The sequence below is a fragment of the Mesorhizobium sp. M0894 genome (genome assembly GCF_040319725.1).
Classification (GTDB): domain Bacteria; phylum Pseudomonadota; class Alphaproteobacteria; order Rhizobiales; family Rhizobiaceae; genus Mesorhizobium.
Genome location: NZ_JAMYOG010000001.1, coordinates 1 through 14,733 on the forward strand (window position 1 = coordinate 1; position 14,733 = coordinate 14,733).

Annotated in this window: 15 protein-coding genes; 6 read left to right on the plus strand and 9 right to left on the minus strand. The window is 62.5% G+C overall.

Features of this window, described 5'->3' with window-relative positions; all coding sequences use genetic code 11:
* Window positions 1-362 precede the first annotated feature (362 nt).
* On the plus strand, window positions 363-563 hold the full coding sequence (locus NKH91_RS00005) for a hypothetical protein (protein ID WP_352637184.1): 201 nt from the start codon (window positions 363-365) through the stop codon (window positions 561-563).
* A gap of 50 nt (window positions 564-613) precedes the next feature.
* Here NKH91_RS00005 and NKH91_RS32300 read toward each other — a convergent pair whose 3' ends face one another.
* The 4 genes from NKH91_RS32300 to NKH91_RS00025 form a co-directional block, all read right to left on the minus strand.
* Window positions 614-826, minus strand: coding sequence for a hypothetical protein (locus NKH91_RS32300; protein WP_502898959.1), 213 nt, complete (start codon window positions 824-826; stop codon window positions 614-616).
* A gap of 76 nt (window positions 827-902) precedes the next feature.
* The gene (locus NKH91_RS00015) at window positions 903-1,511 is read right to left on the minus strand and encodes a glutathione S-transferase family protein (protein ID WP_352846712.1); all 609 of its coding nucleotides are present in this window, start codon (window positions 1,509-1,511) and stop codon (window positions 903-905) included.
* Between the two features lie 124 nt (window positions 1,512-1,635).
* Window positions 1,636-2,472, minus strand: a complete 837-nt coding sequence (locus NKH91_RS00020; RefSeq protein ID WP_502898966.1) for an EAL domain-containing protein — start codon at window positions 2,470-2,472, stop codon at window positions 1,636-1,638.
* A gap of 14 nt (window positions 2,473-2,486) precedes the next feature.
* A complete protein-coding gene (locus tag NKH91_RS00025; RefSeq protein WP_352846706.1) occupies window positions 2,487-3,380 on the minus strand; it encodes an EAL domain-containing protein in 894 nt (297 codons plus the stop codon).
* A gap of 215 nt (window positions 3,381-3,595) precedes the next feature.
* On the opposite strand from NKH91_RS00025, the gene NKH91_RS00030 reads away from it, so the two are divergent.
* Window positions 3,596-4,798: a pyridoxal phosphate-dependent aminotransferase gene (locus NKH91_RS00030; RefSeq protein WP_023719377.1), complete on the plus strand. Its 1,203-nt coding sequence runs from the start codon at window positions 3,596-3,598 to the stop codon at window positions 4,796-4,798.
* Window positions 4,799-4,804: 6 nt separating this feature from the next.
* Here NKH91_RS00030 and NKH91_RS00035 read toward each other — a convergent pair whose 3' ends face one another.
* A complete protein-coding gene (locus NKH91_RS00035; protein WP_352884479.1) occupies window positions 4,805-5,200 on the minus strand; it encodes a (R)-mandelonitrile lyase in 396 nt (131 codons plus the stop codon).
* A 44-nt stretch (window positions 5,201-5,244) separates the two neighbouring features.
* Window positions 5,245-5,838, minus strand: coding sequence for a methyltransferase family protein (locus tag NKH91_RS00040; RefSeq protein WP_352846703.1), 594 nt, complete (start codon window positions 5,836-5,838; stop codon window positions 5,245-5,247).
* Between the two features lie 144 nt (window positions 5,839-5,982).
* Here NKH91_RS00040 and NKH91_RS00045 point away from each other — a divergent pair, with 144 nt between their 5' ends.
* Window positions 5,983-6,849, plus strand: coding sequence for an alpha/beta fold hydrolase (locus NKH91_RS00045; protein WP_023719380.1), 867 nt, complete (start codon window positions 5,983-5,985; stop codon window positions 6,847-6,849).
* 165 nt (window positions 6,850-7,014) lie between these two features.
* Window positions 7,015-9,066 (plus strand): elongation factor G, encoded by a 2,052-nt coding sequence (locus tag NKH91_RS00050; RefSeq protein ID WP_352846700.1) that lies wholly within the window; start codon window positions 7,015-7,017, stop codon window positions 9,064-9,066.
* 760 nt (window positions 9,067-9,826) lie between these two features.
* Here NKH91_RS00050 and NKH91_RS00055 read toward each other — a convergent pair.
* Window positions 9,827-10,723 carry a LysR family transcriptional regulator gene (locus tag NKH91_RS00055; RefSeq protein WP_023719100.1) on the minus strand — a complete coding sequence of 299 codons (897 nt, stop codon included), beginning with the start codon at window positions 10,721-10,723 and terminating at the stop codon, window positions 9,827-9,829.
* Between the two features lie 97 nt (window positions 10,724-10,820).
* On the minus strand, window positions 10,821-11,795 hold the full coding sequence (gene trxB / locus NKH91_RS00060) for a thioredoxin-disulfide reductase (RefSeq protein WP_023719101.1): 975 nt from the start codon (window positions 11,793-11,795) through the stop codon (window positions 10,821-10,823).
* Window positions 11,796-12,063: 268 nt separating this feature from the next.
* Between trxB and NKH91_RS00065 the strand changes: the two genes are divergently transcribed.
* Together NKH91_RS00065 and NKH91_RS00070 are read left to right on the plus strand one after the other, a co-directional pair.
* Window positions 12,064-12,540: an Lrp/AsnC family transcriptional regulator gene (locus NKH91_RS00065; RefSeq protein WP_352494920.1), complete on the plus strand. Its 477-nt coding sequence runs from the start codon at window positions 12,064-12,066 to the stop codon at window positions 12,538-12,540.
* A gap of 202 nt (window positions 12,541-12,742) precedes the next feature.
* Window positions 12,743-13,639, plus strand: coding sequence for a DMT family transporter (locus NKH91_RS00070; protein WP_352494919.1), 897 nt, complete (start codon window positions 12,743-12,745; stop codon window positions 13,637-13,639).
* 517 nt (window positions 13,640-14,156) lie between these two features.
* Here NKH91_RS00070 and NKH91_RS00075 read toward each other — a convergent pair.
* Window positions 14,157-14,732 carry a D-sedoheptulose-7-phosphate isomerase gene (locus tag NKH91_RS00075; RefSeq protein WP_023678348.1) on the minus strand — a complete coding sequence of 192 codons (576 nt, stop codon included), beginning with the start codon at window positions 14,730-14,732 and terminating at the stop codon, window positions 14,157-14,159.
* Between the last annotated feature and the right edge of the window lies 1 nt (window position 14,733).

Consider the following 14,733-nt stretch of genomic DNA (forward strand, 5'->3'; position numbering starts at 1 on the left):
CCACCCCAAAACCACACCATTCTACTTGGCTCGCCCCCGCCGCCGTGACCCGCGCTCCTAATATGACCTCTCTGCGGCAGCTTTATTTGGGTCTGCGCGGCCGGGGGGGAACCCCGGGGGCCCCGCGGCAAGTCACGGATGTACTGGCGGTCGCGCGAGATGCGCGCCGGAGCGAAAGACCCCGACAAGCCGAAGCAGCAGATTGCTGCCGGCCCGGCCAAAACGCTCCCGATCAGGCTACCAAGCATGGGAAGGCGGGATTTTGTCCCGCCTTTTTGCTGTCTGGATTCCGATGAACCACCGCCTTGGTCCTATGGGACCACTTTGTGGTGTTTTTACCCCGGCCATGGTACCATCAACCCATGAGCAAGCTTGAACAGATTGAGAAATCCGTCGCCGAACTAAGCCCCGAAGAGCTCAAGGCGTTTGCCGCATGGTTCGAGGCGCTGCAAGCCGACATGTGGGACCGTCAGTTCGAGGCCGACGCCAAGGGCGGCAGGCTGGACAAGCTTGCCGAGCAGGCCTTGGCTGATCATCGGGCCGGCCGGACCCGGCCTCTGTAAAGCATTTTGCCACTCCCTCGTTTTGGGAGGCCTACGCAAAACTACCCTCGTTAATCAGAGCAAAGGCGAACAGACGTTTCGCCAAACTGAATTCTGAGCCGTTCCACCCGTCGTTGCATTTCAAACAGGTCGGGCGCTACTGGTCGGCGCGGGTTGATATCAACTACCGCGCCGTAGCTGTTCGCGACCACGATGACGTGGTCTGGTTCTGGATAGGCACCCATTCGGAATATGATCGCCTGCTGAAATAGCCGTGCGGCCATTCACGCCGCCGGCCGAAAGCCGCTAGCGCGACGTCCGGAGCGAGCCGCGAAGCGCGCGACAAGCATGAGGACAGAACTAAGGCAACCACTCCAGCGGCACATGCCCCGGGTCGGCCTCGACCCGTTGCAGCCAGGCGGCGACCGCCGGATAGGCGTCGAGCTGAAAGCCGCCCGTCTCGGCCGTATGCGTATAGGCATAGAGCGCAATGTCGGCGACGCTGAGCGCACTGCCGGCGAAGAAGCTGCTCCCGGCCAGGTGCTTATCCATGACGCCGAGCGCCTTGTTGCCGCGCTCCAGCGTCAGCGCCAGCCGCTCGGGCGTCGCGTCCTTGGCTCTTTCAGGGAAGGTCAGCAGCGCTCTGCGCACGGCGATATAAGGCTCGTGGCTGTATTGCTCGAAGAACAGCCACTGATAGGCCAGCGCGCGTTCGTATCTGTCCGCCGGCAGGAACCGCGTGCCTTCGGCGAGGTAGAGCAGGATGGCATTGGATTCGGCCAGCCGGCGGCCGTCGTCGAGTTCGAGCAGCGGCACCATGGCGTTCGGGTTTTTCGCGACATAGTCGGGCTTGCGCGTGTCGCCGGCATGCGAGCTGACCTCGAGATTGGTGAAAGCGATGCCGAGTTTGGCCATCAACAGGCGCGGCTTGTAGCAATTGCCGCTGTCGATCATTCCATAGAGTATCATCAGTGCTCCCCCTTGCTCGCAACCACCCGTCTCAGGGCTTGATCCAGCCTCCAGCCTCTATCGCGGCAGCGGCGGCTTCATCCAGTGATTTGTTTTGGCGTAACCATCAGCGCCGCTGATGCATTCATCCGAACAAAGGGATGACGTTGCTATCCCTGCCAAGCAGTCTGTCGCTCGACAGCGGCTCCTCATCGAACATCGTACCGGCCAGCGCCGGCCGGGCAAGATAAAAGCCCTGCAGCAGGTCGACGCCGCCATCCAGCGCGACGCGCAGATGCGTGGCGTTCTCGATGCCTTCGACCAGCACCTTGGCGCCACGGTCGTGCAGCGTCGAAACCAACGGCCGGAAAAACCGCTCGGCGGCGGCATGGCGGCAGAATTCGGCGAACCAGGTGCCGTCGATCTTGACGATGTCGGGCTGCACCAGCGCGACTCTTTCTTCCGTCGAATGCCCGGTGCCGAAATCGTCGATGGCGATACGGACGCCGTCGCGCCGCATCTCGCGCGCCAGGCTGACAAGCACCTTGTCGCCGGCCGCCTGCTCGGTGATCTCGCAGACCAGCATGCCGGGATGCAGGCCGAAATCCGCCAGATGCCTGGTCATCAGCCTGATTTCGGCCAGCGCCCGTGCGGGGTCATCGTTGATCAGCGGATTGTAGTTGAAGAACAGGTCGAGCCCGTCGACGCCGATGTTGCGGAAGTTGCGCAAATGCAGCACGCGGCACATGGTTTCGACAAACAGCCGATCCGCTGCCGGCACGCCTTCGAAGAACATTTGCGGCGCCACCGGCCTGCCAGCACGATGCGGCTCGATCAGTCCCTCGACCGCGACAGCGGCGAGAAATCTGCCGCGCGGCGCGAAGACCGGCTGGTAGGCGCTCCTTAGCCGGAATGCGCCGTAGACGCCATATTCGATGCCGACCTCGTCGGCAAAGATCGCCTCTCCGACCTTGTGCCGCATGTCGGCTTGCCCGGTCACGATGACACCCTGCGGCCAAAGGGCCGCATCGGTCGCCGCGATGGCGAAACGGCCACGGGTATCTTCTCCGCATCGGCCGACACCGCGGCCGCCTGCCCGCTCATGTCGAAGACGCGAAAGCTGGTCGGCGCAAGTTCGGGGCGCGCCAGCACGTAGCCCTGCACCATCGAGGCGCCCGACTTTTCGGCAAGCTCGAGCTGCCAGCCCGTCTCGATGCCCTCGAATACCGTACGGATGCCTTGCTCTTCGAAGCTGGTCACCATGGCGGTCAGCAAGGCGAAGCCGGCACCGGATTCCATCAGCGTCATGATCCAGTCGGCGTCGAACTTGACGATGTCCGGCCTGAGTTCCTTAATGCGATTGATGTCGGATTCGTCGGCGCCGTAATCGTCGACGGCAATGCGCAAACCATTGCCCCTGAGCGCCTCGACGAAATTGTAGAGCGTTTCCTGCGACGCCGATTTCTGCTCGGTGACCTCGCAGACGACGCGGCGCGGATCGATGTCGGCCTCGTGCAGCACCAGCCGCATGTCGCGCAGCGCCTTGTCGGCGATGCCGCGGTCGGTGAACACCGACGGATCGAAATTGATGAAGATGGAGGCGTCTCGCGGCAGGCAGGCGCCGGCGTTCAGAAGGTGCAGTGTCCGTGTCAACGCCTCGATATGCAGGCGGTCGACCGCCGGACAGCTGTTGAAGAAATTCATCGGCTGCTGCGGCTCGCCGTCGCGGAACGGCCGGATCAGCCCTTCGAAGGCGACGACGGAAAGCTTGCCCTTGTTGAAGGCGAAGATTGGCTGGAAAGCGCTTTGCAGCGCATAGAGCCCCCAGACACCGCTGGCGGTGCCGTCATCATGGCGGATGATATGGGCAAGCTCGATGCTGCGCGTCACGGTTCCTCGCTGTACGAGACTGGCAGACCGGCCACGGTCCTGCCGTTCAAGCTTTTACCGATCGTTGATGAATTTATTGTTGCCAGCATTGCGCGTTGGCTCATTCGACAATGCCTGCGCTGGGCTTGCGCCGGGGCTTGCGCTTGACCAGATGATGCGACATGAGAGGCGCCGCGGCGCCTTCGCCGCGCCGGTGCTTTCTGGAGATATCTCTCATGGCCTTTCTTGCCGACGCCCTTTCCCGCGTAAAGCCTTCCGCGACCATCGCGGTGACGCAGAAAGCGCGCGAGCTGAAAAACGCCGGCCGGGACGTGATCGGGCTGGGCGCCGGCGAACCGGACTTCGACACCCCCGACAACATCAAGAACGCCGCAATCGAGGCGATCCGCCGCGGCGAGACGAAGTACCCGCCGGTCTCCGGCATCGTGCCGCTGCGCGAAGCAATCGCGAAAAAGTTCAAGCGTGAGAACAATCTCGACTACCGGACGGAGCAGACCATCGTCGGCACCGGCGGCAAGCAGATCCTGTTCAACGCCTTCATGGCGACACTGAACCCCGGCGACGAGGTGATCATCCCGCGGCCCTATTGGGTGAGCTATCCCGAAATGGTAGCGATCTGCGGCGGCACCTCGGCCTTTGTCGAGACCTCGATCGACAACGGCTTCAAGTTGACGGCGGCCGTGCTGGAGAAGGCGATCACGCCGCGCACCAAATGGCTGTTGATGAACTCGCCGTCCAACCCCTCGGGCGCCGCCTATACCGAAGCGGAGCTCAAGAGCCTGGCTGACGTGCTGTTGAAGCACCCTCATGTCTGGGTGCTGACCGACGACATGTACGAGCATTTGACCTATGGCGACTTCGTCTTCAAGACCATCGCCGAGGTCGAGCCTAAGCTTTATGAGCGCACACTGACGATGAACGGCGTGTCGAAGGCCTACGCCATGACCGGCTGGCGCATCGGCTATGCGGCAGGCCCGGTGCCGCTGATCAAGGCGATGGACATGATCCAGGGCCAGCAGACCTCCGGCGCCTGCACCATCGCCCAATGGGCGGCGGTCGAAGCGCTGAACGGCCCGCAGGATTTCATCCCGAAGAACAAGGCGATCTTCCAGGGCCGGCGCGATCTCGTCGTCTCGATGCTCAACCAGGCGCGCGGCATCACCTGCCCGTCGCCGGAGGGTGCGTTCTACGTCTATCCCTCCTGTGCCCAGCTGATCGGCAAGAAGACCAAGAGCGGCAAGGTGATCGACAGCGACGAAACCTTCTGCTCGGAACTGCTCGAGGCCGAGGGCGTGGCGGTTGTTTTCGGCTCGGCCTTTGGCCTCGGCCCGAACTTCCGCATCTCCTACGCCACATCGGAGACACTGCTCGAAGAGGCCTGCACGCGCATCCAGCGCTTTACTGCCTCGCTGGCCTGAGACGTTTCAGCCGCCATACTGCTCGTCGCTGACCTTCTCCAGCCAGTCGACATGCAAGCCGTCGAGCTGCTCCTGCATGGCGATGTGGGTCATCGCCGATTTGGCCGCGGCGCCGTGCCAGTGCTTTTCGCCGGCCGCAAAGGAGACGACGTCGCCGGCCCTGATCTCCTGGATCGGCCCGCCCCAGCTTTGCGCGAGGCCGGCACCGGACGTGACATAGAGCGTCTGGCCGAGCGGATGCGTGTGCCAGTGGGTGCGGGCGCCGGGCTCGAAGCTGACCAGCGTGGCCCTGAGCCGCGCCGGCGCCTCTTTCTCGATGATCGGCGTCTGCAAAACCCGGCCGGTGAAATATGTCTCCGGCGCAACGATCGTCGGCACGCTGCCGCAGGCAATGATCTTCATCGTCGCAATCCTCGATTTGATTCCGCGGTGTGCGGACTTAGACCCTACCACTTTCGTCCGATGCCGGCTGCATGTCCTGCCCGGCTACGGGCAAGGCGAGGCCAGAACAGGCCGGTGCGCGTGCGGTAGGCGTTGTAAGCATCGGCCAGCCTTGTCCGCGAAAATTTTCGCTCTTCGTCCAAGGCCGCGATCACATAGATCGTAACGATGCCGGCGACCGGCACCACCGCCCACACCGACCAGGTCGCGATGCCCCATCCGATCCAGAAGATGATGTAGGACGTGTAGAACGGATGGCGGACATGGAGATAAGGGCCTTCGGTCACCAGGCTGTCGGGATTGTCCGGATCGAACGCGAAACGCAGCCGCGCCTTGCGCGAGACCGAGATCGCCCACCAGAAAAGCGCCGAGCTTGCCAGTTCGATGGCGAGCCCGACGATCTTCGCTGCAACCGGCTGCCGCTCGATCCACAGCAGTGCAAGAAAGAACAGCGCCGTGCCGACCACGACGGCCGAAATGATCACGGCGCCTTGAGACATGCTCGATGACTGGAAATGCGCGCGCATCGACCAGGCATATTGGCCGAGCGTGGCGATGCTGCTGATCGAGAGGACAAGGTCGAGTGTGGATTCCATCATCAGGGTCCTGGGGTTAGCTGTGGTGGATTCGCTGCATCATACTCGGCAGAAACCGAGAAATCATTTCTTAACCACCGTTCTAAACAACATGGTGACCTCGGCATGCGATGTTGACCTCGAGACAATCCGAAGGTCCAACCAGCTATGGCCGTTTCCCACCGCACGATCCGCACGCCGCAAGCGGATTTGCGCCTCAGCCAGTCGTCGGGACCAGGCATCCCGCTTGTCCTGATCCACGGCTCGGGCAGTTCGCGCGCCGTATTCGCCCGCCAGTTCGACAGCCCGTTGGCCGCTGCCCATCGATTGATTGCTTTCGACCTGCCCGGCCATGGCGAATCGTCTGACGCCCGCGATCCGGCGACGGACTACACCATCGCCGGCCTTGCCCAGTCGGCGGCTCAGCTCCTCGATGCCTTGGGGATCGGCCGCGCCGTCGTCTTCGGCTGGTCGCTTGGCGGGCACGTGGCAATCGAGCTCGCGAGTTTCCACCGCGCCGTCGGCGGGCTGATGCTAACCGGCGCGCCGCCGGTATCCAAGGGCCCTTTCGGCATGCTGCGCGGCTTCCATGCGCATTGGGACATGCTGCTGGCGTCCAAAAAGACGTATTCCGAACGCGATGCCGAGCGCTTCGAAACGCTCTGCTTCGGCGACACCGCCGACCCGTCTTTCCGCAAAACCATCCTGCGCACCGACGGCCGGCTGCGCGCCGCGGTGACGCGCGGCATGCTCACCGGCAAGGGCGCCGACCAGCGACAGGTGGTCGAGCAAGCCGCATTTCCGGTCGCCATCGTCAATGGCGAGAACGATCCGTTCGTCCGGCTCGGCTATTTTGAGACGCTCGCCTACGGCTCGCTGTGGGAGCATTGCCAAATCGTCCCCGGCGCCGGGCATGCGCCTTTCTGGGAACGTGCGGACCTGTTCAATCCGCTGCTCGCGCGCTTTGCCGAGACGGTGGCAGTGCAGCGCGTGGACGCAACCCCGCTGGCGTCGCGCCTAGCCGGCACCGGCTGAACCCGAACGTCAACTTCAAATCCCTTCAACTTCAAATCCCTTGCCCTCCCGGCCTGCCCGTGGGACGATGCCCTTTGGGTAGGTGGCAAATTGAAAAAAGCCTCGCCCGCGACGGCCGACAGGCCGGCCGCCGCTCACAGGGAAACGCCTGAGTGGAGGTCAGCCATGGGTACTCGCGCCGGAGGACGACGCACGGGACCGAAATGCATTGCCATAGTCGGTCCCTTCGCAAGCGGTAAGACGACACTTCTCGAAGCCATACTCGCCCGTACAGGCGCCATTCCCCGCCAGAATCCCGTTTCGTCGGGAAATACCGTTTCCGATCATTCGCCCGAGGCGCGTGCCCATGCGATGAGCGTCGAGGCGACCTTCGCTACCACCGAATTCATGGGCGAGCCGTTCACCTTCGTCGATTGTCCCGGTTCCATCGAATTCTCCTTCGAAGCCGAGCCGGTGCTGGCCGCCTGCGACGTCGCCGTGGTCGTCGCCGAAGCCGACGAGAAGAAGATTCCTGCCCTGCAGCTGATCATGCGCAAGCTCGATGATCTCGGCGTGCCGCGCATCCTGTTCCTGAACAAGGTCGACAAGGCGATAGCAGGCGTGCGCGACACGCTGAAGATGCTCCAGCCTGCAAGCTCGGTGCCTCTGCTGCTGCGCCAGATCCCGCTGCGCAAGGACGGCGTCGTCATCGGCTCGATCGATCTTGCTCTGGAGCGAGCCTACATCTACCGCGAATATGCCGAGAGCGAGGTCGCGCAGATCCCGAGCGACGACAAGGCGCGCGAGCTCGAGGCGCGCTTTTCCATGCTGGAGACGCTCGCCGACCATGACGACCGGCTGATGGAGCAATTGCTGGACGAGATCGAACCGCCAAAGGATGCCATCTTCGACGATCTTGCCGCCGACCTGCGCGACGGCATAGTGACGCCGGTGCTGATCGGCACCGCCGAGAAGGGCAATGGCGTGCTGCGCCTGTTGAAGACAATCCGTCACGACGCACCCGACATCGAGGCGACGCGCCAGCGTCTCGGCGCGCCCGATGGCAACGCCACCGTGGTCCAGGTGATGAAGACCGTCCACACCGCGCATGGCGGCAAGCTATCGGTGTCGCGCATCCTGTCCGGCCAGGTCGCCGACGCCGCCGAGCTGTTCCTTTCCAATGGCGAAACGGCAAAGGTCTCCGGCATCTACAAGATGCTCGGCAAGGACCAGTTCAAGCTGACTTCGGCCAAGGCCGGCGACACGGTCGCGCTCGGCAAGCTCGACGCCGTCAGGACCGGCCAGACGCTGAGCTCGACCAAGGGCGGCATCAAGCCGCTGGTCACGCTGGCGCCGCCCCAACCGGTCTTCGCCTTCGCTCTGCGGCCGAAAGAGCGCAAGGACGAGGTCAAGATGTCGGCGGCCATCCAGCGCCTGGCCGAGGAAGATCCCTCGCTCAACCTGCATCACAACCAGGATTCGGCCGAAACCGTGCTGTCTGGCCATGGCGAGATGCATCTGCGCGTCGTGCGCGAGCGGCTGGAAGGCAAGAACCAGATCCCGGTCGAAGGCCATGTGCCGGCCGTGCCCTACCGCGAGACGATCCGCAAAGCGACGCAGCAGCGCGGCCGCCACAAGAAGCAATCGGGTGGCCACGGCCAGTTCGGTGACGTGGTGATCGAGATCAAACCGCTGCCGCGCGGGTCAGGCTTCCAGTTCACCGATACGATCACCGGCGGCGTCGTGCCGAAGACCTACATCCAGTCGGTCGAGACCGGCGTGCGCGATTACCTGAAATCCGGGCCGCTCGGCTTCCCGGTCGTCGATGTTGCCGTCAACCTTTCCGACGGCTCCTACCATGCCGTCGATTCCTCCGATATGGCCTTCCAGATGGCGGCGAAGCTGGCGATGAAGGAAGGTATGGCCGCGTGCTCGCCGGTGCTGCTCGAACCGGTGATGAAGGTCGAGATCGTCACGCCGTCGGATGCGACGTCGAAGATCATCGCGCTGATCCCGCAGCGGCGCGGCCAGATCCTCGGCTACGACGCGCGGCCTGATTGGCCGGGATGGGACGTTGTCGAGGCGACCATGCCGCAGGCCGAGATCGGCGACCTCATCATCGAGCTGCGCTCTGCCACTGCGGGTGTCGCCAGCTACCGGGCCGTCTTCGACCACATGGCCGAACTCACTGGCCGGCTGGCCGACGAAGCGCTGAACGCCAACGGCAAGGCCGCCTGAAACAACAGCTTGCGGCCAGAACACAAGGAAACGGCGCCCGGATCATCCGGGCGCCGTTTCGTTGCGGACCGTCTTCGTGGGAGGCGAAACGGCAGGTCCGCCGCATGCTTGCCGCCGGTGCCTGGCGGCGGAGGAAGGTTCGGACGCGGTAGCCGCCTGAGCCCGGGTCGTCCGAGTGATGCCCCCATCCCCCGGACGAGCCACACCGCGTCCTATGCTCTGCTTAATCGATTTGGCGCGCCCGCGGCATGTTACCCGAGGTTACATGTCACTGTTACGCGCCAGTTCCGGCCGATTTTCTGGCGATGTGTTGGTTTCGGGCAACAAAAAAGCCGGATCAATGAAGACCCGGCTGAGTTTGATTGGAAGTGCCTGTTAAGGCTAACCTCCAGAGGGGAACACTCGAGAGCGCTAATGGGAGGAGAACGCGCTCAGGAGATGATCTATATATGTGCTCTTCATGCCCAAGAAACAAGCATCTATTTTGCAACACACACATGCAAAAAGGCGCCGGCTGTGGTCCAATCCGGCCCGAAGCGCAATAGGACCAGTTGAATCGCTGAAATGCAGCCTGCGGCAAGGCAAAAATCGATCTGCAGCCGCGAATCGGCAGCGATTCTTGCTCGGAAAGTCGAAAAACGCAGGATGACGTGGAATCGTGCAGCACGCGTTTGTTTTTTCGGCAGCCAGACCTTGCTGGGTGCATGTCGCCCAAAAGCCCGCCATCGGCGTCGCAACCTAGGCTGACTATCGACGCACTCTAAAACGACCAGCTGCGCGCCTTGGCGATGATGAAATCGCGGAAGACATGCAGCTTCGCCTGGTTCTTCATCGCGTCGGGATAGGCGAAATAGGTGTCGAAAGACGGCACCTCGGTCTCGGGCAGCAACTGCACCAGCCCCGAATCCTTGCTGACCACGTAATCCGGCAGCATGGCGATGCCGGCGCCGCCTTGCACCGCCCGCTTGATCGACAGGATGTCGTTGATCTGCAGCGTCGGCACCCTTTGCCCGCCTTCGAAATCGCCGACCGTTTCCAGCCAGTTCAGTTCCGACAGATGCGCCGGCACCGGCACGCCGAAGGTGACGATGCGATGGGCCTTCAGCTCGGCGATCGAATTCGGCTTGCCGTATTTGTTCACATAGGAGGGCGCCGCGTAGAGATGGAAATGCACGGTGAACAGGCGGCGCTGGATGAGGTCGGGCTGCTGCGGCTGGCGCAGCCGGATGGCGCAATCGGCCTGGCGCATTGTGAGGTCGAGCTCCTCATTGGCGAGGATAAGCTGCAGGCTGACCTCAGGATAGAGCTCGATGAATTCCTGCACGCGCTCGGTCAGCCAGCCGGCGCCGAGGCCGACCGTGGTCGTCACCCTGAGCACGCCGGAGGGCCGGTCCTTAGTCTCGGTCAGCCGCGACTTGATGGTTTCGAGCTTCATCAGCACGTCGTGCGCCGTGCGGAACAGCATCTCGCCCTGTTCGGTCAGCACCAGGCCGCGGGCGTGGCGATTGAACAGCGGCACGCCGACGTCATGCTCGAGCGCGCTGACCTGCCGCGAGATCGCCGATTGCGACAAATGCAGTGTTTCCGCGGCATGGGTGAACGACCCCGCTTCTGCTGCGGCGTGAAACACGCGTAGCTTGTCCCAATCCAACGCCATGATTTCCCCTCGTCCTGTTTTCTGGCGTCCGCCTGTTTTGGCGTCTGAATGAAAAATCAGGCTTTTGCGCGGCTTTTCTCAGCCGCTTGTTCAACAATCACTCCGCCGCTTCGCGGTGAACCTCGATCCCCGCCAAATATTTTTCCGCCTCGAGCGCGGCCATGCAGCCAAGCCCGGCCGCCGTCACCGCCTGGCGGTAGATATCGTCGGTCACGTCGCCGGCGGCGAACACGCCCGGCATGTCGGTGCGGGTCGAATCCGGTGCCGTCCACAGATAACCGTTCGGCTTCTGCTTCAGCTTGCCGGCAAACAGCTCGACCGCCGGTGCGTGGCCGATCGCCACAAACACGCCGTCGACCACGAGATGCATCTCCTGCCCGGTCACCACATTGCGCAGCTTCAGCCCTTCGACCGAAGGCGGCATCGGCGCCTTGCCGGGCCGGCCAGTGATCTCGTCGACGACCGTATCCCAGATGACGCGGACATTGTCCTTCTGCAGCAGCCGCTCGCGCAGGATGCGCTCGGCGCGGAAATCGCTGCGCCTGTGGATGACGGTGACGCTCTTGGCCAGGTTGGAGAGATAGAGCGCTTCCTCCACCGCCGAATTGCCGCCGCCGATCACCGCGACATCCTTGCCGCGATAGAAGAAGCCGTCGCAGGTGGCGCAGGCCGAGACGCCAAAGCCCATGAAGGTGTGTTCGCTCGGGATGCCCAGCCACTTCGCCTGCGCGCCGGTGGCGATGATCAGCGCGTCGGCGGTATAGGTCGTACCGGAATCGCCCTTGGCGCGGAACGGCCGCACATTGAGGTCGACCTCGGTGATGATGTCGTTGACGATGTCGGTGCCGACATGCTCGGCCTGCTTGAGCATTTCGCTCATCAGCCATGGGCCCTGGATCGGGTCGGCGAAGCCCGGATAGTTTTCGACATCGGTGGTGATCATCAGTTGCCCGCCCTGCTGCAGGCCGGCGACCAGCATTGGCTTGAGCATGGCGCGGGCGGCATAGATCGCCGCCGTATAGCCGGCAGGGCCGGAGCCGATGATGAGAACAGGCGCGTGCTTGGTGATCATGAAAAGCCTCTGCGGGGGAGCAGCCATGGATTGTGGCATGAACTCTCGTCGATTGTTGCGCGTAATGTAAGTGTTGCCTGCGACGCCAGCAAGGCAAGTTGCCGTTCGTCCCCGGAAAGCTTCCGCACCGGCGACGGCGACAAGCAACCGGTAGCAAGATGATGCGAAAATCCTCGATCCACCGGATGGAATAGACAGCAAAGTCGTTTAACTACAAAGTCGCGAAAGATTCTTTCGCGTCACCACGGAAGCCCGCACGGAAGCCGCCATGCCGATCAAGGCCGATCTCGATGCCATCGACTGGAAGATCCTGCGCGAGCTTCAGCAGGACGGGCGCATGACCAATGTCGAACTGTCGAGCCGCGTCGGCATTTCGGCGCCGCCATGCCTGCGCCGCGTCAGGCGGCTGGAAGAAGCCGGCATCATCCGCGGCTACCGCGCCTTGCTCAACGCGCCGGCGCTCGGCCTTGACGTCGTCGCCTTCTGCCTGATCGGCCTGCATCACCAGGCCGACGCCGAGCTCAAGACCTTCGCCGAGCGCACCCGCGGCTGGCCGATCGTGCGCGATGCCTGGATGGTGTCGGGCGAGTCCGACTTCCTGCTGCATTGCGTGGCGAGCGACCTCGGCACCTTCCAGACCTTTGTCATCGAGGAACTGGCCTCGGCAGCCAATGTCGATACGGTGCGAACCGCGCTGACCATCCGCCGGGTCAAGGATGAAGGGCTAGTGGCGTTCCACGCCTGATCGGGACCGCAGCAACGGAAGCTTTGATATTCGACAATAGGAATTCTAAAACACTTTAGAATATTAATTCCAATATTAATATTCTAATAAATCTCGTCGATTCAGGCCAATATAATCGCCAGATTAATTCGTATTATCGTCTGCACTTACACTCCGAAATTAGACAGGCGAAGCGTTGAGCACGACAGCACCGACACGCTCAATGTCGGCAAGCGACTGGGGGCAGTTGCTGCTTCTGGGTTTTCTGTGGGGCGGCACCTTCTTCTTCGCGCGTATCGCGGTAGCCGAGATTCCGCCACTGGCCCTTGTCCTTTATCGGGTGTCGATCGCCGCCTTGGTTCTGCATTTATGGCTGAGGACATGTGGCATTTCGTTCGCTCCCGCACTGGCGAGGTCCGGCTCCTTCCTGTGCCTGGCTTTGCTCAACAACGTGATTCCGTTCTCTCTGATCTTCACAGGACAAACCGAGATTGGTGCGGGTCTTGCCTCTATCTTCTACGCAACAACACCTCTGTGGACGATCCTCATTGCAAACCTGCTGACGGCGGATGAGAAATTGTCGGCAACCAAGCTTGCGGGAGTGGGGCTCGGAATCGCCGGAGCCGCCATCATGATCGGCCCCGGGCTGCTGTCCAATCTTGGTGGCCCTGCCTGGGCGAAGCTCGCCGTGATCGGGGCGGCCATCTCATACGGCTTCGGCGTCGTCTACGCCAAGCGGTTCAAGAACATGAAGCCATCGGTGGTGGCGACCGGCCAACTCACTGCCTCCACCATAGTCATGTTACCGATCGTTTTCCTTCTCTACAGTCCGGCGGCGATCGTGACGTCAAGCGTCCCCATATGGGCGGCAGTGGCTGTTCTTGCGGTCTTCACGACGGCGCTGGCATTCATCCTCTATTTCAACCTGATCGCCTCGGCCGGAGCGACAAACGCTTCCCTCGTGACGCTTCTGGTGCCTGCCAGCGCGATCCTGCTTGGCACAGTGTTTCTCGGGGAAAGGCTGGAGCCGTTCGAGTTCGCGGGGATGACATCGATCATTGCAAGCCTGCTCATCATAGATGGCCGGCTTTTTCGCCGCTGGATGACGCAAAAATCCTAAACTTCGCGACATTGGCAGAAGCCAACTAATTGTGCTCTGACCCAAGCGCCTCGGTCGATACGGTGCGAACCGCGCTGACCATCCGCCGGGTCAAGGACAAAGGGCTGGTGGCACTTTCAGCTTGAGAGACCAGGCAAAGCGCCTGCGAAACAAAAACCCGGAAACAAAAAACCCGCCTCGGCGGGCGGGTCGTTGGTGGAAATCATCACCATACCCAAATTAGTAGCATAGCTGCCGGCACAAAGCAAGAACAAAATTGTCTTCAGCGTTGAAGATTGGCGAAAACCGAGGCTACATCCAATCTCCCCCCTCGTGGGGGAGATGTCCGGCAGGACAGAGCGGGCGTGAAGGAACGCCAACCTCGTTCACCTGCGACCAGCCGATAACATGTCTGAGGGCATGATTGAAAATCCATCGACAGGTCGGCGGGACAGCGCCCCCCTCTGCCCTGCCGGGCATCTCCCCCACAAGGGGGGAGATCGGCAGCTTCAGCGCTGGCGCCTAATCGAATACCCAATCACCCCGCGTCGCAGAGGCGCGTTTCGACCATTTCGCACAAATGGTGGTAGAGGCACAAATGCCCTTGCTGGATGATCGGCGTCGAGGTCGAGGGTACGTTGAGCAGGATGTCGGAGAGCGGCTTCAGCTTGCCGCCGGTGTCGCCGGTCAGGCTGATGACCGTCATGCCCATCATGCGCGCCTGCTGGGCGGCGGCGAGAATGCTTGGCGAATTGCCGCTGGTCGAGATGGCGAGCAGCACGGCGCCCGCCGAGCCATGCGCCTCGACCTGGCGCGCAAACACCGTGTCGAAGCCGTAGTCGTTGCCCCAGGCTGTCAGCACCGCCGCATTGGCGGGCAGCGCGATGACGTTGTAGGCCTTGCGCTCCCTGAGGAAGCGGCCGACCAACTCGCCGGCAATGTGGATGGCATCGCTGGCCGAGCCGCCATTACCGGCGATCAGCAACGCCTTGCCCTGCGAAAGCGCGGCGACGACGGCGCTGACCGCCCGCTCCATCTCGCTGGTCAGGTCGCGCTCGACCATCGCCGAAATCGCGGCCGCCGAGCGGGCCAGGTAATCGTTCAGTTCGGACATG